This is a genomic window from Microbacterium limosum, from assembly GCF_036324365.1.
Taxonomy (GTDB): Bacteria; Actinomycetota; Actinomycetes; order Actinomycetales; family Microbacteriaceae; genus Microbacterium; species Microbacterium limosum.
Genome location: NZ_CP137080.1, coordinates 1,941,083 through 1,967,885 on the forward strand (window position 1 = coordinate 1,941,083; position 26,803 = coordinate 1,967,885).

Annotated in this window: 31 protein-coding genes and 1 pseudogene; 19 read left to right on the forward strand and 13 right to left on the reverse strand. The window is 71.4% G+C overall.

Translation table 11 applies throughout. From position 1 onward, the window contains the following. The first annotated feature begins 17 nt into the window (after positions 1-17). The 6 genes and pseudogenes from RYJ27_RS09335 (at position 18) to RYJ27_RS09360 (ending at position 3,174) form a co-directional block, all read left to right on the forward strand. Positions 18-980: a cation diffusion facilitator family transporter gene (locus RYJ27_RS09335; RefSeq protein ID WP_330170049.1), complete on the forward strand. Its 963-nt coding sequence runs from the start codon at positions 18-20 to the stop codon at positions 978-980. 26 nt (positions 981-1,006) lie between these two features. Next, positions 1,007-1,885, forward strand: a complete 879-nt coding sequence (locus RYJ27_RS09340) for a metalloregulator ArsR/SmtB family transcription factor (protein ID WP_330170050.1) — start codon at positions 1,007-1,009, stop codon at positions 1,883-1,885. Positions 1,886-1,953: 68 nt separating this feature from the next. Beyond that, positions 1,954-2,370 (forward strand): arsenate reductase ArsC, encoded by a 417-nt coding sequence (locus RYJ27_RS09345; protein WP_330170051.1) that lies wholly within the window; start codon positions 1,954-1,956, stop codon positions 2,368-2,370. 16 nt (positions 2,371-2,386) lie between these two features. Beyond that, positions 2,387-2,452, forward strand: a pseudogene (locus RYJ27_RS09350) (arsenate reductase ArsC); the annotation flags it as partial. Next, positions 2,435-2,710: an arsenate reductase/protein-tyrosine-phosphatase family protein gene (locus RYJ27_RS09355; RefSeq protein ID WP_330172039.1), complete on the forward strand. Its 276-nt coding sequence runs from the start codon at positions 2,435-2,437 to the stop codon at positions 2,708-2,710. The pseudogene RYJ27_RS09350 and the gene RYJ27_RS09355, both read left to right, overlap by 18 nt. Before the next feature lie 137 nt (positions 2,711-2,847). Further along, on the forward strand, positions 2,848-3,174 hold the full coding sequence (locus tag RYJ27_RS09360; RefSeq protein ID WP_330170052.1) for a GIY-YIG nuclease family protein: 327 nt from the start codon (positions 2,848-2,850) through the stop codon (positions 3,172-3,174). Between the two features lie 38 nt (positions 3,175-3,212). On the opposite strand, the gene RYJ27_RS09365 is transcribed toward RYJ27_RS09360, so the two are convergent. The 3 genes from RYJ27_RS09365 to RYJ27_RS09375 all read right to left on the reverse strand — a co-directional run bounded on the left by RYJ27_RS09365 (position 3,213) and on the right by RYJ27_RS09375 (position 5,822). Next, positions 3,213-3,878, reverse strand: coding sequence for an alpha/beta fold hydrolase (locus RYJ27_RS09365; RefSeq protein WP_330170053.1), 666 nt, complete (start codon positions 3,876-3,878; stop codon positions 3,213-3,215). A 67-nt stretch (positions 3,879-3,945) separates the two neighbouring features. Next, positions 3,946-5,019, reverse strand: coding sequence for a redox-regulated ATPase YchF (gene ychF, locus RYJ27_RS09370; RefSeq protein ID WP_330170054.1), 1,074 nt, complete (start codon positions 5,017-5,019; stop codon positions 3,946-3,948). A 50-nt stretch (positions 5,020-5,069) separates the two neighbouring features. Further along, positions 5,070-5,822, reverse strand: coding sequence for a class I SAM-dependent methyltransferase (locus RYJ27_RS09375; protein ID WP_330170055.1), 753 nt, complete (start codon positions 5,820-5,822; stop codon positions 5,070-5,072). A gap of 77 nt (positions 5,823-5,899) precedes the next feature. Between RYJ27_RS09375 and RYJ27_RS09380 the strand changes: the two genes are divergently transcribed. Next, the gene (locus tag RYJ27_RS09380) at positions 5,900-6,490 is read left to right on the forward strand and encodes a 3'-5' exonuclease (RefSeq protein WP_330170056.1); all 591 of its coding nucleotides are present in this window, start codon (positions 5,900-5,902) and stop codon (positions 6,488-6,490) included. Positions 6,491-6,545: 55 nt separating this feature from the next. Further along, positions 6,546-7,862: a DNA recombination protein RmuC gene (locus tag RYJ27_RS09385; protein ID WP_330170057.1), complete on the forward strand. Its 1,317-nt coding sequence runs from the start codon at positions 6,546-6,548 to the stop codon at positions 7,860-7,862. A gap of 9 nt (positions 7,863-7,871) precedes the next feature. Here the strand turns inward: RYJ27_RS09385 and RYJ27_RS09390 are convergent, their stop codons facing one another. Both RYJ27_RS09390 and glpX read right to left on the reverse strand, forming a co-directional pair. Next, complete coding sequence (locus RYJ27_RS09390) at positions 7,872-8,075, reverse strand: UDP-N-acetylmuramyl pentapeptide phosphotransferase (RefSeq protein ID WP_330170058.1); 204 nt, start codon at positions 8,073-8,075, stop codon at positions 7,872-7,874. 137 nt (positions 8,076-8,212) lie between these two features. Beyond that, positions 8,213-9,202: a class II fructose-bisphosphatase gene (gene glpX, locus RYJ27_RS09395; RefSeq protein ID WP_330170059.1), complete on the reverse strand. Its 990-nt coding sequence runs from the start codon at positions 9,200-9,202 to the stop codon at positions 8,213-8,215. A gap of 185 nt (positions 9,203-9,387) precedes the next feature. Here glpX and fbaA point away from each other — a divergent pair, with 185 nt between their 5' ends. Then, the gene (fbaA, locus tag RYJ27_RS09400; protein ID WP_330170060.1) at positions 9,388-10,416 is read left to right on the forward strand and encodes a class II fructose-bisphosphate aldolase; all 1,029 of its coding nucleotides are present in this window, start codon (positions 9,388-9,390) and stop codon (positions 10,414-10,416) included. 78 nt (positions 10,417-10,494) lie between these two features. On the opposite strand, the gene RYJ27_RS09405 is transcribed toward fbaA, so the two are convergent. Genes RYJ27_RS09405 through RYJ27_RS09415 form a run of 3 tightly spaced genes read right to left on the reverse strand, consistent with a single transcriptional unit; the run spans position 10,495 to position 12,687 of the window. Continuing rightward, positions 10,495-11,046 (reverse strand): MOSC domain-containing protein, encoded by a 552-nt coding sequence (locus tag RYJ27_RS09405; RefSeq protein ID WP_330170061.1) that lies wholly within the window; start codon positions 11,044-11,046, stop codon positions 10,495-10,497. A gap of 31 nt (positions 11,047-11,077) precedes the next feature. Continuing rightward, on the reverse strand, positions 11,078-11,650 hold the full coding sequence (locus RYJ27_RS09410; RefSeq protein ID WP_330170062.1) for a DUF6264 family protein: 573 nt from the start codon (positions 11,648-11,650) through the stop codon (positions 11,078-11,080). Next, on the reverse strand, positions 11,647-12,687 hold the full coding sequence (locus RYJ27_RS09415; protein ID WP_330172040.1) for a 4-hydroxy-3-methylbut-2-enyl diphosphate reductase: 1,041 nt from the start codon (positions 12,685-12,687) through the stop codon (positions 11,647-11,649). The genes RYJ27_RS09410 and RYJ27_RS09415 overlap by 4 nt, the downstream gene beginning before the upstream one ends. Before the next feature lie 91 nt (positions 12,688-12,778). On the opposite strand from RYJ27_RS09415, the gene xseA reads away from it, so the two are divergent. Genes xseA through RYJ27_RS09450 form a run of 7 tightly spaced genes read left to right on the forward strand, consistent with a single transcriptional unit; the run spans position 12,779 to position 19,267 of the window. Further along, a complete protein-coding gene (gene xseA, locus RYJ27_RS09420) occupies positions 12,779-14,047 on the forward strand; it encodes an exodeoxyribonuclease VII large subunit (RefSeq protein ID WP_330170063.1) in 1,269 nt (422 codons plus the stop codon). Positions 14,048-14,087: 40 nt separating this feature from the next. After that, the gene (locus RYJ27_RS09425) at positions 14,088-14,315 is read left to right on the forward strand and encodes an exodeoxyribonuclease VII small subunit (RefSeq protein WP_330170064.1); all 228 of its coding nucleotides are present in this window, start codon (positions 14,088-14,090) and stop codon (positions 14,313-14,315) included. A gap of 1 nt (position 14,316) precedes the next feature. After that, positions 14,317-14,952 (forward strand): DUF4245 family protein, encoded by a 636-nt coding sequence (locus RYJ27_RS09430; protein ID WP_330170065.1) that lies wholly within the window; start codon positions 14,317-14,319, stop codon positions 14,950-14,952. Further along, positions 14,949-15,605, forward strand: a complete 657-nt coding sequence (locus RYJ27_RS09435) for a carbonic anhydrase (RefSeq protein WP_330170066.1) — start codon at positions 14,949-14,951, stop codon at positions 15,603-15,605. The genes RYJ27_RS09430 and RYJ27_RS09435 overlap by 4 nt, the downstream gene beginning before the upstream one ends. A gap of 39 nt (positions 15,606-15,644) precedes the next feature. Next, positions 15,645-17,039, forward strand: a complete 1,395-nt coding sequence (locus RYJ27_RS09440; RefSeq protein WP_330170067.1) for a class II fumarate hydratase — start codon at positions 15,645-15,647, stop codon at positions 17,037-17,039. 60 nt (positions 17,040-17,099) lie between these two features. After that, positions 17,100-18,614, forward strand: a complete 1,515-nt coding sequence (locus tag RYJ27_RS09445; protein WP_330170068.1) for a sensor histidine kinase — start codon at positions 17,100-17,102, stop codon at positions 18,612-18,614. Continuing rightward, positions 18,611-19,267 (forward strand): response regulator transcription factor, encoded by a 657-nt coding sequence (locus RYJ27_RS09450; RefSeq protein WP_330170069.1) that lies wholly within the window; start codon positions 18,611-18,613, stop codon positions 19,265-19,267. Before RYJ27_RS09445 ends, RYJ27_RS09450 begins: the two co-directional genes overlap by 4 nt. Positions 19,268-19,575: 308 nt before the next feature. Here the strand turns inward: RYJ27_RS09450 and RYJ27_RS09455 are convergent, their stop codons facing one another. Both RYJ27_RS09455 and RYJ27_RS09460 read right to left on the reverse strand, forming a co-directional pair. After that, complete coding sequence (locus tag RYJ27_RS09455; protein ID WP_422732830.1) at positions 19,576-20,952, reverse strand: RNA 5'-3' helicase PhoH2; 1,377 nt, start codon at positions 20,950-20,952, stop codon at positions 19,576-19,578. A 190-nt stretch (positions 20,953-21,142) separates the two neighbouring features. Further along, a complete protein-coding gene (locus RYJ27_RS09460) occupies positions 21,143-21,925 on the reverse strand; it encodes an isoprenyl transferase (protein WP_330172042.1) in 783 nt (260 codons plus the stop codon). Positions 21,926-22,109: 184 nt separating this feature from the next. On the opposite strand from RYJ27_RS09460, the gene trhA reads away from it, so the two are divergent. Continuing rightward, positions 22,110-22,781 carry a PAQR family membrane homeostasis protein TrhA gene (trhA, locus tag RYJ27_RS09465; protein WP_330172043.1) on the forward strand — a complete coding sequence of 224 codons (672 nt, stop codon included), beginning with the start codon at positions 22,110-22,112 and terminating at the stop codon, positions 22,779-22,781. On the opposite strand, the gene RYJ27_RS09470 is transcribed toward trhA, so the two are convergent. Continuing rightward, positions 22,769-23,125: a hypothetical protein gene (locus tag RYJ27_RS09470; RefSeq protein ID WP_330170070.1), complete on the reverse strand. Its 357-nt coding sequence runs from the start codon at positions 23,123-23,125 to the stop codon at positions 22,769-22,771. The genes trhA and RYJ27_RS09470 overlap by 13 nt on opposite strands. 74 nt (positions 23,126-23,199) lie before the next feature. Between RYJ27_RS09470 and RYJ27_RS09475 the strand changes: the two genes are divergently transcribed. Together RYJ27_RS09475 and greA are read left to right on the forward strand one after the other, a co-directional pair. Next, entirely contained in the window at positions 23,200-23,592 is a 393-nt protein-coding gene (locus tag RYJ27_RS09475; protein WP_330170071.1) for a DUF4307 domain-containing protein, read from the forward strand. 105 nt (positions 23,593-23,697) lie between these two features. Then, positions 23,698-24,189 (forward strand): transcription elongation factor GreA, encoded by a 492-nt coding sequence (gene greA, locus RYJ27_RS09480; RefSeq protein ID WP_330170072.1) that lies wholly within the window; start codon positions 23,698-23,700, stop codon positions 24,187-24,189. Between the two features lie 42 nt (positions 24,190-24,231). Here the strand turns inward: greA and ilvA are convergent, their stop codons facing one another. Both ilvA and RYJ27_RS09490 read right to left on the reverse strand, forming a co-directional pair. Then, entirely contained in the window at positions 24,232-25,482 is a 1,251-nt protein-coding gene (gene ilvA, locus RYJ27_RS09485; RefSeq protein ID WP_330170073.1) for a threonine ammonia-lyase, read from the reverse strand. Next, the gene (locus tag RYJ27_RS09490) at positions 25,479-26,666 is read right to left on the reverse strand and encodes an AI-2E family transporter (RefSeq protein WP_330170074.1); all 1,188 of its coding nucleotides are present in this window, start codon (positions 26,664-26,666) and stop codon (positions 25,479-25,481) included. The genes ilvA and RYJ27_RS09490 overlap by 4 nt, the downstream gene beginning before the upstream one ends. Between the last annotated feature and the right edge of the window lie 137 nt (positions 26,667-26,803).

Below are 26,803 nucleotides of genomic sequence, written 5' to 3' on the forward strand. Positions count from 1 at the left end.
CCGGCTAACCTGTTCGCGTGGCAGCAGGACACGGACACGCGGGAGGCGGTGGCCACGGGCACGGGCCCGGCGGCACAGCCGGGCACGACCACACCGCCGGAGCGTCGCGTACGCGCCTGCAGGTCGCCTTGGCACTCACCGCGGCGGTGCTCGTCGTCGAGGTCATCGGCGCGGTGATGACCCGTAGCCTCGCCCTCTTCGTCGATGCCGCGCACATGCTCACCGACGTCGCCGGCCTCGCGACGGCGGTCGTGGCCTCGCGTCTGGCCGATCTGCCGACCTCCGACCGTCTGACGTGGGGATGGGCTCGCGCGGAGGTGCTCGGTGCCCTCGCCCAAGCCGCCCTGCTGCTCGGAGTGGGCGTCTTCGCCCTCGTGGAAGGGGTCCGGCGGCTGTTCTCGCCCCCGGAGGTGCTCGCGGGGCCGCTCGTGGTCTTCGGAGCGATCGGCCTCGTCGCCAATGTCGTCGCCCTCCTGGTGCTCGCGGGTGGGCGACGATCGAACCTCAACATGAGGGCGGCGTTCCTCGAGGTCGTCAACGACGCGCTGGGGTCGGTGGGCGTGATCGTCTCCGCCCTGTGCATCGCACTGTTCGGCTGGCAGCGGGCGGACGCGATCGTCGGCATCCTCATCGCCGGGCTGATCATCCCCCGCACCCTCGTCCTGTTGCGCGCGGCAGGCAGCGTGCTGATGGAGCAGACTCCCCCGGGTCTCGATCTGGCGGCCGTCCGGTCCCACATCCTCGCGCTCCCGCACGTGCGGGAGGTCCACGACCTGCACGCCTCGCGCGTGGCATCGAACCTCCCCGTGCTGAGCGCGCATGTCGTCGTGGACGAGGAGTGCTTCACCGACGGCCACACGGCCGCGCTCCTGAACGACCTGCAGGAATGCGTCGCGGAGCACTTCGTCGTCTCGATCGAGCACTCCACCTTCCAGTTCGAGCCGCCCTCGCATCCAGACGAGGGCTCACGGCACGTGTGACACGGCCGGAGCATAGACTCGCATCTATGGATGCTGCGGCGCGACTGGCGGTGATGGCCGACCCCACCCGTGCGCGGATCGTCGCGCTCCTGCGCGGTGCGCCGGACGGGCGGGCACTCGTCGGCCACCTGGCGCGCGACCTGGGCCTTCGCCAGCCGACGATCAGCCACCACATGCGGGTCCTCCGCGAGGCGGGCGTCGTCGAGCGCGAGCCTGTGGGCCGCGAGGCGTGGTACTCCCTGACGCCCGGCGACGCCGAGCAGCTGGCCGACATCGTCGCGGCGCCGGCGGCGGCACCCCCGACGCCCCCGGTGGACCTCGACCGCATCGCCGACGACCTCGGCGCGCGCTATCGCGGCGTGCTCGGGCGCGACACGATCCGCCGCCACGTGCAGGAGAGCCACGATCTGCTCAGCGCCACGACGGGGGTGCGGATGCTCGCCTCCCGCACGAGCGCGTTCGCGGCATCCCGGCTCGAGGCCGCGCTCACCCACGACGCCGTCCCCGCCGCGTGCGAGGTGCTCTTCGTCTGTACGCAGAACGCCGGCAGGTCTCAGATGGCCGCCGCCCTGCTGCGCCACCTCACCGGGCCGGACGTCGTGATCAGGTCCGCGGGCTCCGAGCCCCGCGGCGAGATCCGGTCGACCATCGTGAGCGCGCTCGACGAGATCGGGGTCGGAATCGGCGGCGAGTTCCCCAAGCCGCTGACGGACGACGTCGTGCGCGCCGCCGACGTCGTGGTCACGATGGGATGCGGCGACGCCTGCCCCGTCTACCCGGGCATCCGCTACGTCGACTGGGATATCGCGGATCCCGCCGGGCTGCCGCTCGCGGACGTGCGACGGATCCGCGACGAGATCGAGCTCCGGGTGCGCGAGCTCGCCGCGGATCTGCGACCCGCGTGAGCGTTCACCCGGCGTTCACCATCGATACATAGACCGCGGTCTATCATTAGGTGACCGTGAGGAGCATCATGACCGACAAGCCCACCGTTCTCTTCGTCTGCGTCCACAACGCCGGACGCTCGCAGATGGCCGCCGGATACCTGCGCGCGCTCGCCGGCGACGACGTCGAGGTGCTCTCGGCCGGCTCGGCGCCGAAGGACCGGATCAACCCGATCGCCGTGGAGGCGATGGCGGAGGAAGGCATCGACATCGCGGGGCACGCCCCGAAGGTGCTGACGGTCGAGGCAGTCGAGGTATCGGATGTCGTGATCACGATGGGATGCGGCGACGCCTGCCCGATCTTCCCCGGCAAGCGCTACGAGGACTGGGAGCTGGACGACCCGGCGGGACAGGGCATCGAGTCCGTCCGCCCGATCCGCGACGAGATCCGCCGCCGCATCGAAGCGCTGATCGGCGAGCTGCTCCCCGAGACGCCCCGCGCATGAGCACGAGGAGACCGTCGAGCGTGTGGTGTTCGAGTCGTATGCCGCCCTGGGGCGCACCGCGACCGTGTCGACCCACCTGCCCGCGCTCGCCGAGATCGGGATCGACGTGGGGCAGGACTTCCCCAAGCCGCTGACCGACGACGTCGTGCGCGCCGCGGATGCCGTGGTCACGATGGGGTGCGGGGATGCCTGCCCCATCTACCCGGGCAAGCGCTACCTGGACTGGCCGCTCGCCGACCCGGCTGGTCTCGACCTCGACGGGGTGCGCGCCGTTCGCGACGACATCCGGGACCGGGTCGAGCACCTGCTCGCGGAGCTCACGAGCGCTCCCCCGCGCTGAGCGCGGGCGTCGGAGGGCGCACGTACCGTGTCGGTATGACGCGGCACTTCCCCTCCGACGCGCCGTGCGCGCTGTGCGGCGACGCGGGCCGTGAGCGACGCGGCGGTCGGATCCGGTGCGCGCGCTGCGGATGGCGCGTGGGAGACGCTCCGGATGCCGACCTCGAGCGCCCGCGCGTCGATGTCCTGTACTACCTGCGCTACGCCGACCGGATCAAGATCGGCACGTCGGGCGACCCGCGTCGGCGCCTCGCCGCGATCCGCCACGACGAACTGCTCGCGTTCGAGCGGGGCGGCCGCGAGCTCGAGCGTGCGCGCCATGCGCAGTTCGCGACTTCCCGGCTCGGCGGGGAGTGGTTCGCGGACGACGTCGCGCTCATGAGGCACGTCCGCGCGCTCGAGAGCGCCGACCCCTGGCGCTCCTACGATCGCTGGGTCGCGGCATCCCTCGTCGCTCTCTGCTGATGCGACGTCCTCCCACCCGGGGCGGCGTCGATCGGACGTCAGTCCCAGTCGAGGTAGTCCTCGATGGCCCATGAGGTGGCACCCACGTGGGTCGCCGGGAAGAGGTGGCCTCCGCCCTCGACGCGCACGACGCTGACCCGGTCCGGCGCCGCCACCTGCAGCGCGTCGCCGTTGGCGGCCGGCGCGACCGGGTCTTCCGTTCCCTGGATGACCAGCACCGGAATCGCGGGCGCGAGCGGGGGCAGCTGCGCCGCGCCGCGCGCGGAACGCTGCATCTGTGCGACCGCGTCGTCGCGCAGGTGCTCGGGAGCCTCCACCGCCCCCGGCGACGAGGCGGGCTCGTCGACGCCGAGCAGCAGTACTCCATTGACGCGGTCGGCATGCTCGAGGGCGACGATGCGCGCGACCGCGCCGCCGAACTCGTGACCGCCGATCCAGGCGTCCGCGATGCCGAGCTCGTCGAGGACGTCGACGACGTCCTGCGCCAGCTGGCTCATCGTCACGGATGCGGACGGGTCGGAGGGGACGCGGCGGGTGCCGAGCCGGATGACGCGGAAGTCCTCCTCCGAGACCGAATGGGCGAGCGCGCCCAGATAGTCGATTCCCAGGCCGAGACCGGCGATCAGCACCAGGGCGGGCCCGTCACCCTCGACGGCGAAGGGGATCGCCCGGCCGTCGGCGTCGAAGATCTGGGTGTCGGTCATTGCTCGGGTCCTCTCTGGGGACGGTCATCGTTCGTCGCCGGCGCCCTGCCGGCACGGCCTTCGGGGCTCAGACGTTGAAGCGGAACTCCACCACGTCGCCGTCCTGCATGACGTAGTCCTTGCCCTCCAGGCGTGCCTTGCCCTTGGCCCGGGCATCGAGAACCGACCCCGCCTCGATCAGGTCGTCGAACGAGATGACCTCGGCCTTGATGAAGCCCTTCTCGAAGTCGGTGTGGATGACTCCCGCCGCCTGCGGCGCCTTCCAGCCCTTGCCGATCGTCCAGGCGCGGGACTCCTTCGGACCGGCCGTGAGGTAGGTCTGCAGTCCGAGCGTGTCGAAGCCGATGCGCGCGAGCTGGTCGAGGCCGGACTCCTCCTGCCCCGTCGAGGCGAGCAGCTCCGCCGCGTCCTCGGGGTCGAGGTCGATGAGCTCCGATTCGATCTTGGCGTCGAGGAAGACGGCCTTGGCCGGGGCGACGAGCTCTTCCAGGCTCGCCTTCGCCGCGGCATCCGTCAGGATCGCCTCGTCGACGTTGAAGACGTAGATGTACGGCTTCGCGGTCAGCAGCCCGAGCTCCCTGATCGGCGAGAGGTCCAGGTCGGAGTGCGAGAGCAGCACGCCCCGCTCCAGCGCGTCCCGCGCTGCCGTCGCGGCCTCGAGCACGCTCGGATCGCTCTTCTTCCCCCTGACCTCCTTCTCGATGCGCGGGATCGCGCGCTCGAGGGTCTGCAGGTCGGCCAGCTGCAGCTCGGCGTTGATCGTCTCGAGGTCGTTCTTGGGGTTCACCCCGCCCTCGACGTGCACGACGTCGTCGTCAGTGAAGCCGCGGACGACCTGCGCGATCGCGTCGGCCTCGCGGATGTTGGCGAGGAACTGGTTGCCCAGGCCCTCGCCCTCGCTCGCGCCGCGCACGATGCCCGCGATGTCGACGAACGACACCGTCGCGGGCAGGATGCGCTCGCTGCCGAAGATCTCGGCCAGCTGCGTGAGGCGCGGGTCGGGCAGGCTCACGACCCCGACGTTCGGCTCGATCGTCGCGAACGGATAGTTCGCGGCGAGCACGTCGTTCTTCGTCAGTGCGTTGAAGAGGGTGGACTTGCCGACGTTGGGCAGGCCGACGATGCCGATAGTGAGAGCCACGGGCATCGAGTCTACGGCGGTGCGCCGGTGGATTCCTCCGGGGGCCGGCCTCAGCCGCCGACGACGGCCCGGAACGCGTGCGTCACGTAGGGCATCTCGATCGAGCCGTCGCCGGCGCGCAACGGGTGCGCGGCCACGTGGGCGACGACCTCTCGTTCGATGCGGGCGCGCTCGTCGGGCGCCGCCGTGATGACGTAGCTGCGCGAGCGCACCATCTCGAGGACGGTCGCGGGCGACATCCGCCGCGACCACGTCCACTCGCGTCGCTCCAGCGTGGCGAACGGGTCGGCGACCCGCGGACCGCCCTCCGCGATCAGCCGCTCGGCGTTGCTGCCGTGCACGATCTCGGTGAGGCGCGCGACCCAGGGCACGTGCTCGTCTCGGACGTTCCAGACGAGCCCGAGCACACCGCCGGGCCGCAGCACGCGACCGGCCTCGGCCGATCCGGCATCGGGGTCGACCCAGTGCCATGCCTGGCCGAGCAGGACGGCGTCGACGGATGCGTCGGGCAGCGGCATCCGTTCCGCCGTGCCCTCGACGGTCCGCACGCCGGGGACTCCCGCGCGCAGCTGCTCGAGCATCACGGGGTCGGGATCGACCGCGACGACGTCGGCCCCGAGCGCCGCCAGCTCCCGTGTCAGCTTGCCCGTGCCGGCTCCGACGTCGGCGACGCGGATGCCGGGGTCGATCGCCACGGGAGCGAGCATCCACGCCACCGCCGCGGCGGGATACCCCGGCCGGCCCGTGTCGTAGGCCGCGGCGGCCCGCCCGAACGACCTCGCCAGCCCCTGCCCGTCATCCATGGCCCGAGCCTATGTCGACCGCGCCGTCCGCGGCGCGCCTGCCGCCGGCCCGGACCGGGCCTTGCGAGGCTGAGCGCGTGTCCCTGGATTTCACCGCGATCGACTTCGAGACGGCGAATTCCAGCACCGCGTCGGCCTGCGCCGTCGGGATGGTGCGCGTCCGGGGAGGGCGCGTCGTCGCCCGCGCGGGATGGCTCATCCAGCCGCCGCCCGGCCACGACGCGTTCGCCCCCGTCAACATCGGCATCCACGGCATCCGGGCCGAGGACGTCGTCGGGGCGAAGGGGTGGAGCGCCCAGCTGGACGACCTCTGCGCCTTCGCGGGCGCCGACGTGCTCGTGGCCCACAACGCCGGCTTCGACATGAACGTCATCCGACGGGCCTGCGAGGCCACCGGCGACGCGTGCCCGCCCTATCGCTACCTGTGCTCCCTGCAGCTGGCGCGCCGCTCCTACGAGCTGGACTCCTACCGCCTCCCCCGCGTCGCGGCGGCCGCGGGCTTCGCCGATTTCGCCCACCACGACGCGCGGGCCGACGCGGAGGCGTGCGCGCACATCGTCGTGGATGCCGCGCGTCGGCACGGCGCGCGGGACGTGCCGACGCTGGTCGCCGTCGCGGGCGTGCGGATCTCCGCGCTCGCCGCCGCCGCGGCCGCACGGGTGGCCTGACCCCCGCGCGGCGCGCGCACCCGCCGGTGTCCGAGCCCGGTGCCACGATGGGGCCATGGATGCCGTGACCATCGCCGCCCTCGCCGTCGCCGCCCTGCTCGGCGCCCTCATCGGGTGGGTCGTGCGCGGCTCCCGCGGAGCGGCCGAGCTGGGCGCCGCCCGTGCGCGCGCGGATGGCGCGGAGTCGCTCGTCGCGGGGCTGCGCGATCAGCTGGCGCAGGAGCGGGCCTCTCAGGCCGAACGCGCGGAGCGCGAGCGCCGCGAGCACGCGGTGCTCGAGGCGCTGGCCCCCGTGCGGGAGACGCTGCACACGATGCAGCGTCAGGTCGCCGACCTCGAACGGGAGCGCACGGCGCAGTACGGGGCCATCTCGACTCAGCTGCGCCTCTCCCTGGAGACCGACGAGCAGCTGCGCCGCACGACGGAATCGCTCGCGGGTGCCCTGCGCGACAACGGCACGCGCGGAGTGTGGGGCGAGGCGGCGCTGCGCAACATCGTGGAAGCGGCGGGGCTCACACGGCACGTCGACTTCACGACGCAGGCCTCGATCAGTTCCGACGCCGGCGCCGGGCGCCCCGACATGGTGATCCGCCTCCCCGGCGGTGCCGCCATCCCCGTCGACGCGAAGGTCCCCCTCGATGCGTATCTCGAGGCGGCCGCCGTCCCGCTCACCGCGACGGGCGAGGACGCAGAGCGGCGCCTGAGTCTGCTGCAGCGGCACGTCAGGGCCGTGCGCGCGCACATCGACGCACTCGCGCGCAAGGCGTACTGGAGCGGTCTCGAGACGGCGCCGGAGTTCGTCGTCTGCTTCCTGCCGAACGAGTCGCTCCTGGCCACGGCGCTGGATGCCGACCCGGCGCTGCTGGACTACGCGTTCGGCAAGAGGGTGGCGCTGGCATCCCCCGTGAACCTCTGGGCGGTGCTGAAGACGGTCTCCTTCGCCTGGACGCAGCAGGACGTCTCCGCCGAGGCCAAGCAGCTCTTCGATCTGGGCACCACGCTCTACGCACGCCTCGGCACCCTCGCCGGCCACGCCGAGACGCTGCGCCGATCGCTCGAGCGAGCCGTCGAGAGCTACAACGCCTTCGCGGGGTCGTTCGAGAGCCGCGTCCTCGCGACCGCGCGGCGCTTCCCCGGGATCGATGACACGAAGCTGCTCCCCGAGGCGGCTCCGCTCGCGGCGACCACGCGTGCGATCACGGCGCCGGAGCTGTCGCCCCCGGCCCACGACGCGCGAGGCGACGAGGCGCTCCCGCGCGACAGTGCACTCCAGAGCGACAGTGCACTCCAGAGCGACAGTGCACTCCAGAGCGACAGTGCACTCCAGAGCGACGGGGACCTCGCCGCCGTGCGAGCCCGCCTCGCCGAGTGAGTCTTGCGATCAGACGCCGCCGCCGGGAATGAGGCTCATGAGGGCGACGACGGTCCCCGCGACGAAGACGAAGGCCCCGACCAGCCACCACGGGCTGACCTCGTGGCCCTCTTCCCGGCGCACGCGCAGGAGGACGTCCTCCCGTCGAGCGGGATCGACGGCGTTCTGCACGACGGCGATCGCGCCGGTCCTGGGTTCCTGAGCAGTGCTCATGCGTTCCGTCCCGTGTCTGCTGTGTACTGGGGTCCACCGTCGACGCTGACTGGCGGCTCCATTCTCGCAGATGACCGCGCGAGGGTCAGGTAACGATCAGGTCGCGGCGTCCTCGCGCCCCGCCCGCGACCGGCGGCTCACAGCCACTTGGACGTGAGGTGCTCGGAGGTGATGCGCCGAAGCGTGCCCGACGCGCCCCGCAGCACGATGCTCTCCGTGTAGACGTAGTCGCCCTCGCGCCGCACCCCCGCGACGAGCTGGCCGTCGGTGACCCCCGTCGCGACGAAGATCGTATTCCTGCCCTTCACCATGTCGTCGGCCTCGTAGACGTGGCCGTCGAGGGCGAGGCCGGCATCCAGCCCCTTCTGCTTCTCGTCGTCGTCCCGCGCCCAGAGCCGCCCCTGGATATGACCTCCGAGCGCCTTGATGGCACACGCGGTGACGATGCCCTCGGGGCTTCCTCCGATGCCGACGCACATGTCGGTGCGGGCGTTGTGGCGGGCGGCGTTGATGCCGCCCGCGACGTCGCCGTCCGTCATGAGGCGCGTGCCCGCGCCCGCCTCGCGGATCTCGGCGATGAGCTTCTCGTGACGGGGGCGGTTGAGCACCGAGACGACGATCTCGTCGACGGGCTTGCCCAGGGCCTTCGCGAGCAGGCGGATGTTCTCCCCGATGGGCAGGCGGATGTCGACGACGCCGACGCCGGCCGGTCCGGTGACGAGCTTGTCCATGTAGAACACCGTCGACGCGTCGAGCATCGACCCGCGGTCGGAGACGGCGATGACCGAGAGGGCGTTGTTGCGACCCGCGGCCGTGAGAGACGTGCCGTCGATGGGATCGACCGCCACATCGCACTGCGGCCCCCGGCCCGTGCCGACCTTCTCTCCGTTGAAGAGCATGGGCGCGTTGTCCTTCTCGCCCTCGCCGATGACGATGACGCCGTCGAAGTTGACGGTCGTGAGGAAGGCGCGCATCGCGTCGACGGCGGCGCCGTCGGCGGCCTCCTTGGCGCCCCGACCGATGAAGGGCACCGAACGGATCGCGGCGGCCTCGGTGGCGCGGACGAGCTCGAGTGCGAGGTTGCGGTCGGGATGGAGAGGGCTCATGTCCCCCGTGATGCTCACCATGCGGGCCAGCCTAGCCAGCCGGGCGAGGCGGGCATCGGGATTCTGGACGCCTGGAGACGAAGGAATCGCGTTTCTTAACGACCCGTCATGCGGGAGCCGTGCGAATGGCCCGGGCCCCACCCGCCGCCGGCCGCGCGCTTCGCTAGAGTGGCACGCGGCACGAGACCCGATACGAAGGAGCTGCCATGCCCGTCGCAACCCCCGAGCAGTACGCCGACATGCTGGACCGCGCGAAGGCGGGCGGCTTCGCCTACCCGGCGATCAACGTCTCGAGCTCCCAGACGGTCAACGCCGTCCTGCAGGGTCTCACCGAGGCGGGGTCCGACGGCATCCTCCAGGTGACCACGGGCGGCGCCGACTACTTCGCCGGCCACACCGTCAAGGCGCGCGCGGCGGGCGCGCTCGCCTTCGCGAAGTTCGCGACGGAGGTCGCCAAGAACTACCCGATCACCGTCGCGCTGCACACCGACCACTGCCCGAAGGAGGCCCTTCCCGGCTTCGTGATGCCCCTCATCGAGGCATCGGAGGAAGAGGTAAAGGCCGGGCGCAACCCGATCTTCCAGTCGCACATGTGGGATGGCTCGGCCGTGCCGCTGGATGAGAACATCCGGATCGCGAAGGAGCTCCTGCCCCGCCTGAAGAACATCAACGCCATCCTCGAGGTCGAGATCGGGGTCGTCGGCGGCGAGGAGGACGGCGTCGCGCACGAGGGCTCGAACGAGGCGCTCTACACGACGGTGGCCGACGTGACGAAGGCCGTCGAGGCCCTCGGACTCGGCGAGCAGGGCCGCTACATCTCCGCGCTGACGTTCGGCAACGTCCACGGCGTCTACAAGCCGGGCAATGTGAAGCTGCGTCCGGAGCTGCTCGGCGAGATCCAGGAGGGCATCGCGGCGCGCTTCGGCACCGGTCCGAAGCCCCTCGACCTGGTCTTCCACGGCGGCAGCGGTTCCACCGACGAGGAGATCGCGCTCGCCGTGGCGAACGGCGTGGTCAAGATGAACATCGACACCGACACGCAGTACGCCTTCACGCGCTCGGTCGCGGGCTACATGTTCCAGAACTACGACGGCGTGCTCAAGATCGACGGCGAGATGGGCAACAAGAAGGCTTACGACCCGCGCGCGTGGGGCAAGGTGGCCGAGTCGGCGATGGCCGCCCGTGTCGTCGCGGCGACGCGGCAGCTCGGCTCCGCCGGCAAGTCGCAGGGCTGACCCGCATAGCCCCCCGAAACGGTCACGGATGCCCCGACCCGGCGCTCTTTCGAGGGCAGGGTCGGGGCATCCGTCGTTCTAGGCGGGGCTGCGGAAGCCGTCGAGCAGTCCGGGCGCGTCATCGGGGGCTGCGACCACGACGATCTCGTCCCCGGGACGCACGACACCCCCGCGCACGACGCGCAGGTAGGGGCCGAGGCGACGCTCTGCGGCGAACCGCTTGACCCAGCCCCGCTCGGCGGCACCGCCGACCCACCGCGAGAACGTCTGGCAGGGAGTCCGCGGCATCGTCACGGCAACCTCGACGCGCTCGCCGATGCGCCACACCTCGCCGATGCGCGCCGCGTTGACGTCGATCCCCTCGGTGCGCAGGTTCTCCCCGAAGTACCCGGGCGGCACCTCGCGTCCGAGCTGCTTCTCCCAGAACTCGGCGTCCTCCTGCGCGTAGGCGTAGAGCGCCTTGTCGAGCCCGCCGTGGTGCTTGCGGTTGACCTGCACGTCACCCCGCAGGCCGAACGGGCCGACCTTCGCCCCGCGCGCGAGGGGACGCTTGTCGATCGCGGTCACCCCCGCGCTGCCGGCCTCGGGCAGCAGCTGATGGACGACGCAGACGGCGAGGAGGCTCGGCATCCGGCCATGATACGGGCGCCCGCCGGCGAGGCTAGGCGCCGACGACGGCGGCCAGCGCGCCCCGCACCGCGGGGTCGTTCAGGAGCGGGATCAGCATGAGCGTGCTCGCGATCATGTTGAACACGATGCCGGCGACGAGCGGGATCCAGAACGTCAGTCGCGCCGCGCGCAGGCTGCGCCACGACACCCACGCCGTGGCGATCCAGCCGAGGCCCAGCACGAGCGCGGCGGCGATCCCCCACCCGCGTCCGGCCGCCGGATCCGACAGCTCCGCCTGCGCGCCCATGATCTCCAGGAGCATGTCGGCGTAGGCGGGGAAGTCCGTCAGCGCGGGGATGGAGGTGAGCACCTGGAAGAGGCCGTATCCGAGCAGGGCGAAGGTCGCGATCCGGTCGATCGTGCGACGACGGGGGTGCGCGGCGGGCGCTCGAGCCGGGGTCGCCGGGGCCGGGGGCGCCGAGGGGGGATCCGCCTCGGCGGGCGCCTGTCCCGATTGGAGCGCCCAGGTCGCGTCCGGCTGCCGGATGCGCGCCCGCTGTTCCTCAGGGCTCGCGTATTCGCCGAACTGCGGACGGGGTCGTGCGTCGCGGTCGGGATCGCTCATGCGCGGCCCCGGCCTCCGAGACCCCGGCTGTCGCGCTGTCCGCTCGGCGACTGGCGCAGCTCCTTGGGCAGCGAGAACATCAGGTCCTCCTCCGCCGTGCGCACTTCCTCCACGTCCCGGTAGCCGGCACCCGCCAGGTCGGCGAGCACCTCCTTCACGAGCACCTCGGGAACGGAGGCGCCGCTGGTGACACCGACCGTCTCGACGCCCTCCAGCCACTCCTGCTTGACCTCGTCGGCGTAGTCGACGCGGTAGGCGGCCTTGGCGCCGTGCTCCAGGGCGACCTCGACCAGACGCACGCTGTTGGAGGAGTTGGCGGACCCGACGACGATGACGAGGTCGGCGTCGCGCGCGACCTTCTTGATCGCGACCTGCCGGTTCTGCGTCGCGTAGCAGATGTCGTCGGAGGGCGGATCGCTCAGCTGGGGGAAGCGCTCCCGCAGCCGACGCACGGTCTCCATCGTCTCGTCGACGGACAGCGTGGTCTGCGAGAGCCACACGACCTTCGACGGGTCGCGCACCTCGACCGCATCGGCATCCTCGGGCGAGTTGACGACCGTGACGTGGTCGGGCGCTTCGCCCGCGGTGCCCTCGACCTCCTCGTGCCCGTCGTGGCCGATCAGCAGGATCTCGAAGTCGTCGCGCGCGAACCGCACCGCCTCGCGATGCACCTTGGTCACGAGCGGGCACGTGGCGTCGATGGCCTGCAGGCCCCGGTCGGATGCCGCGGAGACGACCGCGGGAGAGACGCCGTGCGCGCTGAAGACCACGTGCGCGCCCTCCGGAACCTCGTCGACCTCCTCCACGAAGACCGCCCCCTTGCTCTCGAGCTCGGTCACGACGTGGATGTTGTGCACGATCTGCTTGCGCACGTAGACGGGTGCCCCGTAGCGCTCGAGCGCCTTCTCGACGGCGACGACGGCTCTGTCCACACCCGCGCAGTATCCACGGGGAGCGGCCAGCAGCACCCGCTTCTGTCCGGGCACCGGGATATCCTGAAGCCGGCCCGAACGCCCCGGAACGCGGGGAACGGGCATGTGGACGGTCGGGGTAGTCACCCTGACGATTGTACGGGCGTGCCCCCGCGCACGGGCCGAGTGCCGCCCCGCACGCCCCGACGAGGATGAGATGACGACGTTCCAGCCCGCCGTCGCAGACGGCGAACAGCCCCCCGCCGACTCCGTGCACCCGCGCGAGTCGAGCCCGCAGGCCCCCACGTCGGTCTCACGGCTGAACGAGACCATCCGCGGCTTCGTGGAGAAATGGGGCTCGGTCTGGGTCGAGGGCGAGATCACCTCCTGGAACGTACGCGGCGGGAACGTGTTCGGCCGTCTCAAGGACCGCGGGACCGACGCGACGCTGTCGTTCCGCCTGTGGTCGAGCACACGCTCGCGCCTGACCGAGGACATGGCGGTCGGCGACCATATCGTGACCTGCATCAAGCCGGACTACTTCGTCCGCTCGGGCGATTTCTCCTTCACCGTGTCCGCGATGCGGCACGTCGGCCTCGGCGAGCAGCTCGAGAAGCTCGAACGACTTCGCGCGGCGCTGCGCGCGGAAGGCCTGTTCGATCAGGCCCGCAAGAGGCCGCTGCCGTTCCTGCCCCACGTCATCGGGCTGATCACCGGCGAGCGCTCGGACGCCGAGAAGGACGTGCACCGCAACGCCGAGCTGCGGTGGCCGCAGGTCCGCTTCCGCACGATCCACGCCGCCGTCCAGGGCGATCGCTGCGTCCCCGAGACGATCGGCGCGCTCCGGCGGCTCGACGCCGACGCCGACGTCGACGTCATCATCATCGCGCGCGGCGGCGGCGACCCGCAGACACTCCTCGGCTTCAGCGACGAGCGGCTGCTGCGGGCCGTTGCCGCGGCATCCACCCCGGTCGTCAGCGCGATCGGGCACGAGAACGACCACCCCCTGCTCGACGACGTCGCCGACCTGCGCGCGTCGACGCCGACGGATGCCGCCAAGCGCGTCGTGCCCGACGTCTCCGAGCAGCGGGCCATGGTCGCCCAGCTGCGGGCCCGCCTGGGCTCCCGGCTGCAGCAGCGGGTGGCCCACGACATCGCGCAGCTGGAGCAACTGCGCTCGCGGCCCGTGCTGCGCGCGCCCGAGCGCGGGCTCGACGAACGCGCCGCGCAGGTCGCGCAGGCGATCGGGCGGGGACGCGCCGCCGTGGATCGCCTCATGGCGCACGCCGACCGCCGGTCCGCCGAGCTGCGCGCCACCCTGCGCGCGCTGAGCCCGCAGCACACGCTCGACCGCGGATACGCGATCGTCCAGATGAACGACCGCATCGTGCGCGATCCCCGCGACGCCCCGGAGGGCGCGGAGGGATTCGTGCGCGTCGCGAACGGTCAGTTCGCCGTGCGCTCGCTCGGCGGCACGGCACCGTGAGGCGGCAGAGCGCGCGCACGCGCGTGAGAGGATGGGAATCATGACGGAGCAGGCCGACACCGCCACGCTCTCGTTCGAGCAGGCACGTGACGAGCTGCAGCGAGTGGTCGCGCAGCTCGAGCAGGGATCCCCCACTCTCGAGGAGTCCCTGCAGCTGTGGGAGCGCGGCGAGGCGCTCGCTCAGCGATGCGAGGAATGGCTCCTCGGCGCCAAGCGCCGGCTGGATGCCGCGCGCGGTACCGACGCGTCCGAGCGATCGGGGGCCTGACATGGCCCGCGTCGTCGCCGAGCTCGGCAGGCCCGAGACCCCCGAGGAGACCGCCGCGCGCAAGGCGGAGTCGTCGGCGCGCTACCACTCCAGCCAGACCTTCCGCAATCTCATCGCGGCGCTTCTGGTCACGGTGGGGATGGTCGCCGTGATGGTCTTCGTCGTGCCGCGCGGGGAGCTGCCCGAGCGCGCCAGTATCGATCCGGCCCCCATCGCCGAGCAGGCCTCCGAGACCTATCAACGCCCCGTCCTGGTTCCCGCCGCGCCGCAGGAGTGGCGCGTGAACGCCGCCTCCGTCAGCTCCGAGTCCGCCGGCACCTCGACGTGGGACGTCGTCTACGCGCCGGGCGAGCAGGGGTTCCTGCGCTTCTCGCAGGCCTTCGACGCGGAGGAGACCTGGGCCCGCGGTGAGCTGCGCGGCACGGCCCCCGCCGACGAGATCGACCTGGGGGGCGTGATGTGGCAGGTCTTCGAGCCCCGGGATCCGGCGCAGACAGGGAACATCTCGTACGCGCTCGGCACACAGGCCGGGCCGGACTACGTCCTCGTCTACGGATCGACGCCCGCCGAGCTCACCGAGCAGCTGGCGGCGACACTGGCCACCCAGATCATCGATCTCCAGGAGGAGCGCCCATGAACGACCGCCCCACCCCCGCGAAGGTCTGGACCGAGATGAAGCGCGGCAACGCGCGCTTCGTCGCGGGGGAGCCGCGCCACCCGCGGCAGGACGTCGAACGCCGCAACGAGCTGGCCACGGCGCAGAAGCCCCGAGCGGCGCTGTTCGGATGCTCCGACTCGCGCCTGGCAGCGGAGATCATCTTCGACAAGGGGCTCGGCGACCTGTTCGTCGTGCGCAATGCCGGTCAAGTGATCACGGAATCCGTCGTCGGCAGCCTCGAGTACGCCGTCGCCGTGCTCGATGTCTCCCTCATCGTCGTCCTCGCCCACGACGCGTGCGGCGCCGTGGGCGCGGCGATCGAGAGCACCCGCTCGGATGCACCCGAGCTGCCCGCCCTCATCTGGCGCCAGATCGCGCCGATCGTTCCGGCCGCCCGCTCCGTCCTGGCGGCGGGCGCGGCTGATGGCGTCACGCCCGAGACGGTGGATGCCGAAGAGGTCGGTCGTGCGCACCTGCGCAACACCGTCGCGGAGCTGCTGCGCGCCTCCGAACTGATCAGCGAGGCCGTCGCCGACGGGCGCGTCGCCATCGTGGGCGCCAACTACCGCCTCGCCGAGGGCACGGCGATCCCCGAGGTGGTCGTCGGCCGGACCGACGATGCCGCGGCCTGATCCCACCCGGACAAGAACCACTCACAGGAGGACAACGACGTGACCGACACCGCCTACCGCATCGAGCACGACACCATGGGCGAGGTGCGCGTTCCCGCATCCGCCCTCTACGGCGCTCAGACCCAGCGGGCCGTCGAGAACTTCCCGATCTCGGGCGACAGCCTCGACCCCGCGCAGATCGTCGCCCTCGCTCGCATCAAGAAGGCGGCCGCGCTCGCCAACAAGGAGCTCGGCACGCTCGAGGGCGACATCGCCGACGCCATCGCCGCCGCCGCCGACCGGGTGATCTCGGGCGAGCACGCCGACCAGTTCCCGATCGACGTCTACCAGACCGGCAGCGGCACCTCGTCGAACATGAACATGAACGAGGTGCTCGCCACCCTGGCTTCCGCGAGCCTCGGACGACCCGTCCACCCGAACGACCACGTCAACGCGTCGCAGTCCTCGAACGACGTCTTCCCCACCTCCGTGCACGTCGCCGTCACGCAGGAGCTCATCGACGACCTCATCCCCGCCCTGGACCACCTCGCGGTCGCCCTCGAGGAGAAGGCCGAGTTGTGGAAGGACGCCGTCAAGTCCGGGCGAACCCACCTCATGGACGCCACGCCGGTCACGCTGGGACAGGAGTTCGGCGGGTACGCGCGCCAGATGCGCCTCGGCATCGAGCGCGTCCACGCCGTGATCCCGCGCGTCGCCGAGGTGCCCCTCGGCGGCACGGCCGTCGGTACGGGCATCAACACGCCCCTGGGGTTCCCGCAGAAGGTGCTCGAGCTGCTGGTGGCCGAGACGGAGCTGCCGATCACCGAGGCGAAGGACCACTTCGAGGCGCAGGCCAACCGCGATGCGCTCGTCGAGGCATCCGGAGCGCTGCGGACGGTGGCGGTCTCGCTGACGAAGATCAACAACGACCTGCGATGGATGGGCTCCGGCCCCAACACGGGCCTCGGCGAGCTCCACATCCCCGACCTCCAGCCGGGTTCGTCGATCATGCCCGGCAAGGTCAACCCCGTCGTCCCCGAGGCGACGCTCATGGTGTGCGCGCGGATCATCGGCAACGACGCGACGATCGCGTGGTCCGGCGCCTCGGGGTCGTTCGAGCTGAACGTGGCGATCCCCGTCATGGGAACGGCGCTGCTGGAATCCATCCGGCTCCTGTCCAACACCGTGCGCGTGCTCGCCGACAAGACGATCCGCGGGCTCGAGGCCAACCTCGAGCGCGCGGCTGCCTTCGCGGGCATGTCGCCGTCGATCGTGACGCCGCTGAACAAGCTGATCGGATACGAGGCGGCGGCGAAGATCGCCAAGCACAGCGTCGCGAAGGGCATCACCATCCGTGAGGCCGTCATCGACCTCGGCTACATCGAGCGCGGCGAGCTCACCGAGCAGCAGCTCGACGAGAAGCTCGACCTGCTCTCGATGACGCACGCGGGCTGATCCGCACCCGGAACGCGGCGCGGCGAGCGCGAGAGCGCGTGGTGGCCGGATAATGTGACCATGACGCGCGAGCGGCGACCCATTCCCGCAAGGGCACTGATCCTGGGCGCCATCCTCTCCGTCGCGGCTCTGGGGTTCGCGATCGTGGGCGGGGTGACGTTCCTCGTTCAGCGGGATCGCACGCTCATCGAGATCGACGACCGCCTGGGGGCTCTCGTCGAGTCACTGGGGGAGGTGGCCGATCTGTCCGTGATCGTGGAGAGCGACGCCGCTGCGGAGGCGGCCCGCCGAGGCGACGACTTCGCCGACGTCGGAGAGTACCTCCGGGCCGCCGTGTCGCGCCTCGTGCCCGCCCGCACGGAGGCGTCCCTGGCCGTGGTCGACGGCGACGTCGCCTTCCGCACGGCGGGCGGCTTCAGCGACGCCCTCGTCGCCGATCCCGACTTCGTCGCGGACGCCGTCGCGCGCACCCTCACGACCGACCCGCGCGGCGCCGTCATCGAGAACGCCTCGGTGGACGGCGTGGACGTGCGCTACCTCGCGGTGCCGGTGGAGGTGCGCGGCGACGACAGCCAGGGCGTGTACATCCGCGCCGTGAACGTCACGCGCGAGCTGGCGCCGGTCACGGCATCCTTCCTGACCTATACCGTCGCCGCCCTCGCGACCCTGACCGCCATGGGCGTCGTCGGCTGGTTCGTCGCGGGGCGCATCCTCTCCCCCATCCGCCGCATGCGCGAGACCGCCGACTCGATCACCCCGACCGATCTGCGCGCCCGCCTCCCCGCGGAGGGCAACGACGACCTGTCCGACCTCAGCCGCACCGTCAACTCGATGCTCGACCGACTCGAGGGGTCGATCGACAGCCAGCGTCAGCTGCTGGACGACGTGCGGCACGAGCTCAAGACCCCGATCACGATCGTGCGCGGCCACCTCGAGATGATGGACGTCTCGAATCCGAGCGACGTCGCGGGGACCCGCGACATCGGAATCGCGGAGCTGGACCGCATGACGCGCCTCGTGGAGGACATCGACCTGCTCTCCTCCGCAGAGGGCGACCAGTTCGATTTCTCCCCCGTCGAGCTCGGCGACCTCACGGAGCGGATGGGGGACCTCGTCGAGGGAATCCCCGGGCACACCTGGCACCTCACGCGATCGGCGCGCGGCCTCATCGAGGCCGACCGCGACCGCCTGCTGCAGGCCTGGCTGCAACTGGCCGACAACGCCTCCAAGTACACTCCGCAGGGCTCGCCGATCGAGATCGGAAGCGACATCGACCCGCTCACGGCGCGACTCTGGGTGCGCGATCACGGCCCCGGCATCCCGCCCGCGGCGCGCCGCCGCATCTTCCATCGGTTCGCCCGCGCCGACCATCGCACGGTAGGCGGGTCGGGCCTCGGCCTCGCGATCGTCGACGCGATCGCCAAGGCGCACCAGGGCACCTGCGTCGTCACGGACACCCCCGGGGGCGGCGCCACCTTCACGATCCACGTGCCCGTCTCGCAGAGCGTGGGGCAATCGCTCCCCTCGCCCGTTCGCGCCGGCGACGTCGTGCTCCAGAGAGAGGCCACCGGATGACGCACATCCTCATCGCCGAAGACGAGCCGCGGATCTCGTCGTTCGTCGCGCGCGGACTCGAGTCCGCCGGCTACACCGCGACCATCGTCGAGAACGGGCACGAGGCCCTCGAGTACGCGCTCGACCGCGATGTGGACCTCGTGCTGCTCGACGTGGGCCTGCCGGGGATGGACGGCTTCGAGATCCTCCGGCATCTGCGCGGCCAGGGATCGACCGTGCCCGTCATCATGCTGACCGCGCGCAGCAGCACCCGCGACACCGTGCAGGGGCTGGATGCCGGGGCCAACGACTACGTCGCGAAACCCTTCAAGTTCGACGAGCTGCTCGCACGCGTGCGCTCTCGCCTGCGCGAGACGGTCTCGGCGGGCGCCCCGGGCATCGTCCACGGCGACATCAGCCTCGACCCCCTCACGCGCCGGGCTCTCGTCGGCGGCAAGGAGCTCGACCTCTCGGCCCGCGAGTTCGCCCTGGCCGAGCAGTTCCTGCGCCATCCCGGGCAGGTGCTGAGCCGGGAGCAGCTGCTCTCGAGCGTGTGGGGCCTGGACTTCGACCCGGGCTCGAACGTCGTGGACGTGTACGTCCGCTACCTCCGCAGCAAGTTCGGCGCCGACCGGATCTCCACCGTGCGCGGCGCGGGCTACCGCTGGCAGTGAGCCCGCCGACCGCGTGACGCGGGGCGCGCGCCCTCGGGGCACGAAGAAGCCCCCGGCGCTGGGGGGACACCGGGGGCTGGGAGACGTTCGAGCTGGGGGCCTCGCGTCTCTTCGTCAATCCCGCCACGAAGGGAGGGGGGCGGGATTGCGTCTTCCGACACACCGCCGAACTGGGACATCGGCGGTGACCGGACCCGCTCGCGCGGGCGTGTGTGAAGTTCTTATCCTCTAGGATGCCCCCGCGGAATGAGAGGGGGCTCGGAAGGGGATGAGACTTCTCTCACACGGGCGGTCCCGCCGCCCCCGCATCACGAGAGCTCCCCCACCTCCAGCAGCTCCGTCACGAGGGCGGCGATGGCGGAGCGCTCGGAGCGCGTGAGCGTGATGTGGCCGAAGAGTCCGTGTCCCTTGAGCGATTCGATGACGGACGCGACGCCGTCGTGGCGGCCCACCCGCAGGTTGTCGCGCTGACCCACGTCGTGGGTCAGCACGACGCGCGAGTTCTGGCCCATCCGGCTGAGCACGGTCAGGAGCACGTTGCGCTCGAGTGACTGCGCCTCGTCGACGATCACGAACGCATCGTGGAGCGACCGGCCGCGGATGTGGGTCAGCGGGAGCACCTCGAGAAGCCCCCGCTCGACGACCTCCTCGAGCACGTTCCCCGACACCACGGAGCCGAGGGTGTCGAAGACCGCCTGACCCCAGGGGTTCATCTTCTCCGCCTGGTCGCCGGGGAGGTAGCCGAGCTCCTGCCCGCCGACGGCGAAGAGCGGGCGGAAGACGATGATCTTGCGCTGCTGCTGCCGCTCGAGCACGGCCTCGAGCCCGGCGCACAGGGCGAGGGCCGACTTCCCGGTTCCGGCGCGACCGCCGAGCGAGACGATGCCCACGTCGGGATCCAGGAGCAGGTCGATCGCGATGCGCTGTTCGGCAGATCGCCCGTGCAGGCCGAAGACGTCGCGGTCGCCGCGAACGAGGCGGAAGTCCTTCTCGCCCGTGACGCGGCCGAGGGCGGATCCGCGCTCGGAGTGGATGATCAGGCCCGTGTTGACGGGCAGCCCCGCGACGGCGTCGTGGGATCCGACCTCGCTCTCGTAGAGATCGCTCATCTCGTCCCCCGAGAGGTCGACGCCGGCGATACCGGTCCATCCCGAATCCACGGCCTGCTCGGCGAGGTACTCCTCGGCGTGCAGGCCGAGGGAGGCGGCCTTCACCCGCATCGGCAGATCCTTGGAGACGACCGTGACCTCCTGTCCGTCGCGGGCCAGGTGCATCGCCACGGCCAGGATGCGCGTGTCGTTGTCGTTCAGCCGCATTCCCGAGGGCAGCACCTGCGGGTCGGTGTTGTTCAGCTCGACACGCAGCGTGCCGTCGTGCCCGGCCGGCACGGGGAAGTCGAGGCGCCCGTGCTCGACACGCAGCTCGTCGAGATGACGCAGCGCCTGACGGGCGAAGTAGCCGATCTCGGGATCGTGGCGCTTGCCCTCCAGCTCGGTGATGACGACGACGGGGATGACGACGCTGTGCTCCGCGAAGCGGAAGAACGCCCGCGGATCGGACAGGAGCACCGACGTGTCGAGCACGTATGTGCGCAATGCCTGATCGGCCGATGCCCCGTCTTCTTCGCGCGGCGAGCGACGCGCGTCGATGATCGTGTCTTGCTGGTGCGATGCCGCTGTGGTCACAACCTGCTCCCGACCCGGGCGTATCCCCGGTGCCTGCGCGTCGACCACTGGAGTTGCGAGTCGCACAGATGTGGCCGACCCGACCGGGCGCCTTGCCCGATGTGACGAAGGTACGACCGCGTCGCGCACCGACGCCATCCGACACGCCCCCCGCGAGGTTACGGACGCGTTAATTCGCAGTGCACGACGGTCACCGCCCGAATCGGCGCTCGCGCGAGCCGAAATCCCGGATCGCGCGCAGGAAATCGACCTCGCGCAGGTCGGGCCCGAGCGCCTCGACGAAGTAGAACTCGCTGTGCGCGCTCTGCCACAGCAGGAAGTCCGAGAGCCGCTGCTCCCCCGAGGTGCGGATCACGAGGTCGGGGTCGGGCTGCCCGCCCGTGTACAGGTGCTCCCCGATCTGCTCGGGCGTGAGGCTCGCGGCCAGCTCCTCCAGCGAGCCACCGGTACCGCCGTGCGCGGCGATGATGCTGCGCACGGCGTCGACGATCTCGCTGCGGCCCCCATATCCCACGGCCAGGTTCACGTGCAGACCCGTGTTGGCCCTCGAGCGCTCCTGCGCCTCGCGGAGGACGCGGGACAGATCGTCGGGGAGGCCCTCCGCACGCCCCACGTGCTGCACGCGCCAGTCGCGCTCCCGCGAGATCTCGTCCGCCAGCTCGGCGATGATCTCCAGCAGATCCTGGAGCTCGCGGGTGTCGCGCTTGGCGAGGTTGTCGTGGGAGAGCAGGTAGAGCGAGACGACCCGCACGCCCACGTCGTCGCACCAGGTCAGGAACTCGCGCATCTTGGCGGCGCCGGCGCGGTGGCCGTGCGCGGCGGTGTCGTACCCGAGCTGGCGGGCCCAGCGTCGGTTGCCGTCGATCATCATCGCGACATGGCGGGGCACCTGCTCGGCGTGGATCTCGCGGCGCAGCCGGCCGATGTAGAGCCGATAGAGGGGACCCCGGCCCTCATCACGTCGGCGACTCATCACGTGCCTACGCTACTCGCCGCCACGGGCGGATGCGCGCGCCGCCACCAGCGCGGCACGCGGTGCCGCATATCGCGGCATCCGGTTCCGCTATGTGCGCCGCGCGGCATGCGGCCGCGCCTACGCTGGAACCGTGAGTCGTCGCTCGCGCTCCCGCGCCCCCGAGGTCCCCGTCCTTCCGCTGATGCAGGCCGCCGACGTCGATGCCGCGGTCGAGACGCGGCCGACGTGGCGCGGGTGGATCCACGCCGGCACGTTCCCCGTGGCCATCGCCGCCGGGATCGTCCTCATCGCGCTCGCCCAGGGCGCGCCCGCCAAGTGGGCGTCGGCGGTCTTCGCGGCCACGTCGCTGCTGCTGTTCGGCAACTCCGCGCTGTATCACCGCTTCGACTGGTCTGCGCGCACCAAGGCCGTGCTCAAGCGCATCGACCATGCCAACATCCTGCTCCTGATCGCGGGCACCTACACCCCGATCGCTGTGCTCGCGCTCCCGCCCGACAAGGGCGCCCTGCTGCTGTCCATCGTGTGGGGCGGGGCGGTGCTGGGCATCCTTTTCCGGGTGTTCTGGATCGGGGCTCCGCGCTGGCTGTACGTCGCACTGTACCTCGCCCTCGGGTGGGCCGCCGTGATGTACATGGCCGATCTGTTCGAGGCCAACGCCGCCATGATGATCCTCGTGATCGCCGGAGGGCTGCTGTACACGGCGGGGGCCGTCGTCTACGCCGTCAAGCGGCCCAACCCCTGGCCCGGCCACTTCGGCTTCCACGAGATCTTCCACGTGTGCACGGTGCTGGCTTTCCTCTGCCACTGGAGCGCCGCGCTGCTCATCGCGCTCGACCCGGTCTACAACCCCTGATCGCCGCGGCGTCCCGCCTCTCCGGGTTCCTCCCCGTCAGGTTTGTCGCCCTCCGCGCGGCCGCCGACCGCGTGCGCGTCATCCCGCGCGGCCGGCTCGCCTCCGCGGGCCTCGGCGTCCAGACGCTCGTCGATCTCCTGGCGATAGCGCGTGCGGCGGATGCGGCGCTGCATGTCCCAGACGAGCACGATCACCGCGACGACGAGCACGACCATGATGGCGAAGCCGGTGAATCCGGGGGTCACGAGTTCGTCGGGGGGCTCGAGCGGTGCGGGCGACGGCGTCGCCGCGAGGCCGACGACGGACAGCGTGAGAGTGTGCCCGATGTCCGTCGCGAAATGCATCCGTCGTGTCCTCTTCCGCGCCGCGAAGCGCCTAGCCTGGAATCTCCAGCCTAATCCGTCCCCCGAAGGTGCTCATGAGCGTGCAGGCCCGCCTCGACGAGCGATACGGTCGCGGTCGCGCCACCGGCCGCCGCGGCGCCCTCATCGCGGGCGTCGTCGCCATCGTGCTCGCCGTCGCCGGCACGGCGTGGTTCGCGATCGCCACGACGCTCGACGACGTCCGCGCCGACGGCGTGTCTTTCACAGTCGTGGACGAGCACACGGTCGAGGTGCGCTTCCAGGTCTCCGGACCGGCCGACCGCGAGATCGCCTGTGCCGTCGAGGCGCTCGACGAGGAGTTCGGCGTGGTCGGCTGGCGGGTCGTCGTGTACGAGGCGACGGGCGAGGGCACCCGTGTCATGTCGGAGCGGGTGCCCACCGTCGCGGCGGCCACGACGGGTTTGGTGAACTCCTGCTGGGTCACCTAAACTTTCGACACCCACGACGCCCTGGCACGACGCCGGGGCGTTTTGGCATGTCGGACGGGAATGCCCCGCGGCCGAGCCGCGTCACCCACGAACGAAGGAGAATCCGTGTCTCAGGATGCCCAGGTCACCTTCCTCACCCAGGATGCCTACGACCGACTCGCCACCGAGCTCGAGCACCTCTCGACCACGGGCCGCGAGGAGATCGCCGCGCGCATCGAAGCCGCCCGCGAGGAGGGCGACCTGCGGGAGAACGGCGGATACCACGCGGCCAAGGACGAACAGGGACGGCAGGAGGCGCGCATCCGCACGCTCCAGCACCTGCTCGCCACGGCGGAGGTGGGCGATGCCCCCGAGTCCAACGGCATCGTCGCGCCCGGCACCGTCGTGACCGCGAAGGTGGCGGGACGGGAGCTGCGCTTCCTTCTCGCCAATCGCGAGCTCGCGGCGGACTCGGCCCTCTCGGTGTACAGCGAGGCGAGCCCGCTCGGCGCGGCGATCCTCGGCCTCAAGGAGGGCGACACGACCGCGTACGCCGCCCCCAACGGCCGGGAGATGCCGGTCGAGATCGTCTCCGTGGAGACCTACGCGGGCGACTGAGTCCGCTCGCCCTCCCGGATGCGTGGGGGGCGCACGGCGTGCTCAGTCGGGAACGACGACCGGCCGGAAGCCCGCCTTCTCGAGGGTCTGGAGCGTGAGCGCCTTGTGGTCCTCGCCGCGTGTCTCGACACTGATCTGGAGGATGACCTCGCTGATCTGCAGCCCCTGACCGTGGCGGGTGTGCATCACCTCGGTGACGTTGGCGCCCGCCTGCGCGACGAGCTCGGAGACCTGGGAGAGCTGCCCCGGGCGGTCCGGCAGCGGGATGCGGAGGGTCATGTACCGACCCGACGCGGCCAGACCGTGCGCGATCACCCGCTGCATCAGGAGCGGGTCGATGTTGCCGCCGGAGAGCACCGGGATGGTCGGTCCGGTGGCGGACACCTTGCCGGCCAGGATCGCGGCGACCCCCACGGCACCGGCGGGCTCCACGACGACCTTGGCCCGCTCGAGGAGTACCAGCAGGGCGCGGGCGATGTCGTCGTCGCTCACCGTGACCACCTCGTCCACGAGGTCGCGGATGATCCCGAACGGCACGTCTCCGGGGCGCGAGACCAGGATGCCGTCGGCGATCGTGGGTCGAGTGAGGACGTCCACCGGATGCCCCGCCTCGAGCGAGGGAGGGTAGGCCGCGGCGTTCTCCGCCTGCACCCCGATGATGCGCACGGCGCGGCCGGTCGCGGCCGCCCGCGCACGCACGGCCCCCGCGACGCCCGCGAGCAGCCCGCCGCCGCCGATGCCGACGATGATGGTCTCGACCTCGGGCAGATCGTCCATCAGCTCGAGGCCGAGGGTGCCCTGGCCCACGACGATGTCGCGATGGTCGAAGGGGTGGATCAGCACGGCGCCCGTGCGCTCGGCGAACTCGGCCGCGAGGCGCAGGGGTGTCTCGACCGTGGCGCCCTCGAGCACGACCTCGGCGCCGTAGCCGCGCGTCGCGAGCAGTTTGGGCACGGGCACGCCCAGCGGCATGAAGATCGTGGCGGCGATGCCCAGCTCCTGCGCCGCGAGCGCGACGCCCTGCGCGTGGTTGCCGGCCGAGGCCGCGACGACGCCCCGCGCGCGCTCCTGTTCCGTCAGGCGGGAGAGCCGGTAGGTCGCGCCGCGGATCTTGAACGAGCCCGTCCGCTGCAGGTTCTCGAGCTTGAGGTGCACCGGGACCCCGAGCATCTCCGTCAGCGAATGCGAGAGCTCCAGCGGAGTGTGGCTGATGACGCCGCGCAGGCTGCGCGCGGCATCCTCGAATTCGGACAGGGTGGGTACGTCGGTGAGGAGTTTCTCTGGCGCGGTCATCGGCGGGTCTTCCTGTTGCGGGGCACGGTGCTCCAGATGAGGTCGGCCGAGACGGGCGAGGTGTCGACCCCGACGCGTCTGCGGGCGATGGAGACCGCGAAGACATTGACGAACGCCGCCAGCGGAACCGCGAAGAGGGCTCCCGGGATGCCGGCGATCATCGCCCCTCCCGCGACGACGAGGACGACCGCGAGGGGGTGCACCTTCACGGCGGAGCCCATCAGGATCGGCTGCAGCACGTGGCTCTCGATCTGCTGCACGCCGAGGACCACGACGAGCATCCAGAAGGCGATCCACGGCCCGTTGTAGACCAGGGCCAGGAACACCGCGAGCGCGCCCGTCACGATCGCGCCGATGAACGGCACGAACGCGCCGAGGAAGACCAGCACCGCGATGGGGATCGCCAAGGGCACGCCGAGCAGCAGCGCGCCGAGCCCGATGCCGACGGCGTCGATCGTGGCGACGAGCAGCTGGGTGCGCGCATAGGTCACCACCGTGGCCCAGCCGGCGTGCGCGGCTTCGTCCACGGCGGGGCGAGCGGCCCGCGGGAACAGCCGCAGCGTCCAGCGCCAGATCCCGCCGCCGTCGGCGAGGGTCGTGATGAGGATGAACAGGGCCAGCAGCGCACCCGTCGCGACGTGACCGAGCGTCGTGCCGAACGCAAGCGCGCCCGAGAGGAGCAGCTCCGCCTGCTCCTGGATGAGCTGCCAGCCCTCCACGAGCCATCCGTCGATCTGCGTGGCCGTGAGGTGCAGCGGCCCGTCGATCAGGAACTCCCGCAGCTGCACGACGGCGTCCGCCGTGCGCTCCTGGACGCTCGCCCACTGGCGCGAGACCTGCCAGATCACGAGCCAGAACAGCCCCGTCACGACGGTGATGGTGCCGAGCAGCGACAACACGATCGCGAGCCACCGGGGAAAGCGGTGCCGCAGCATCCACGTGAAGGCCGGCCACAGCAGCGCCGTGATGAGGATCGCCACGAGCAGCGGGATGACGAGGAGCTTCAGCTGGATGACGAGCCAGACCGCCACCGCCGCAGCGCCCGCGATGACGAGGAACCGCCAGGCGTAGGCCGTCGCGATCCGCAGTCCGCGCGGCACGGAGCCGGTCGTCTCGGTGGACACCGTCCGCTCGCGCAGCACGTCGGCCAGACGTCTGCGGGGAGGATCGGGGCTCTCGCTCACCCGGCAAGTCTAGAAGCAGCGCCGAGCCGGGTGCCGCACCGCGCCCGGGGCGCGCGGCGCCGCCGCTAGGCTGGCGCGGATGAGCCCGACCCTCCCCCGCACGCTCAGCCCGGCCGCGCCCGCTCGCCCCGGGCGAA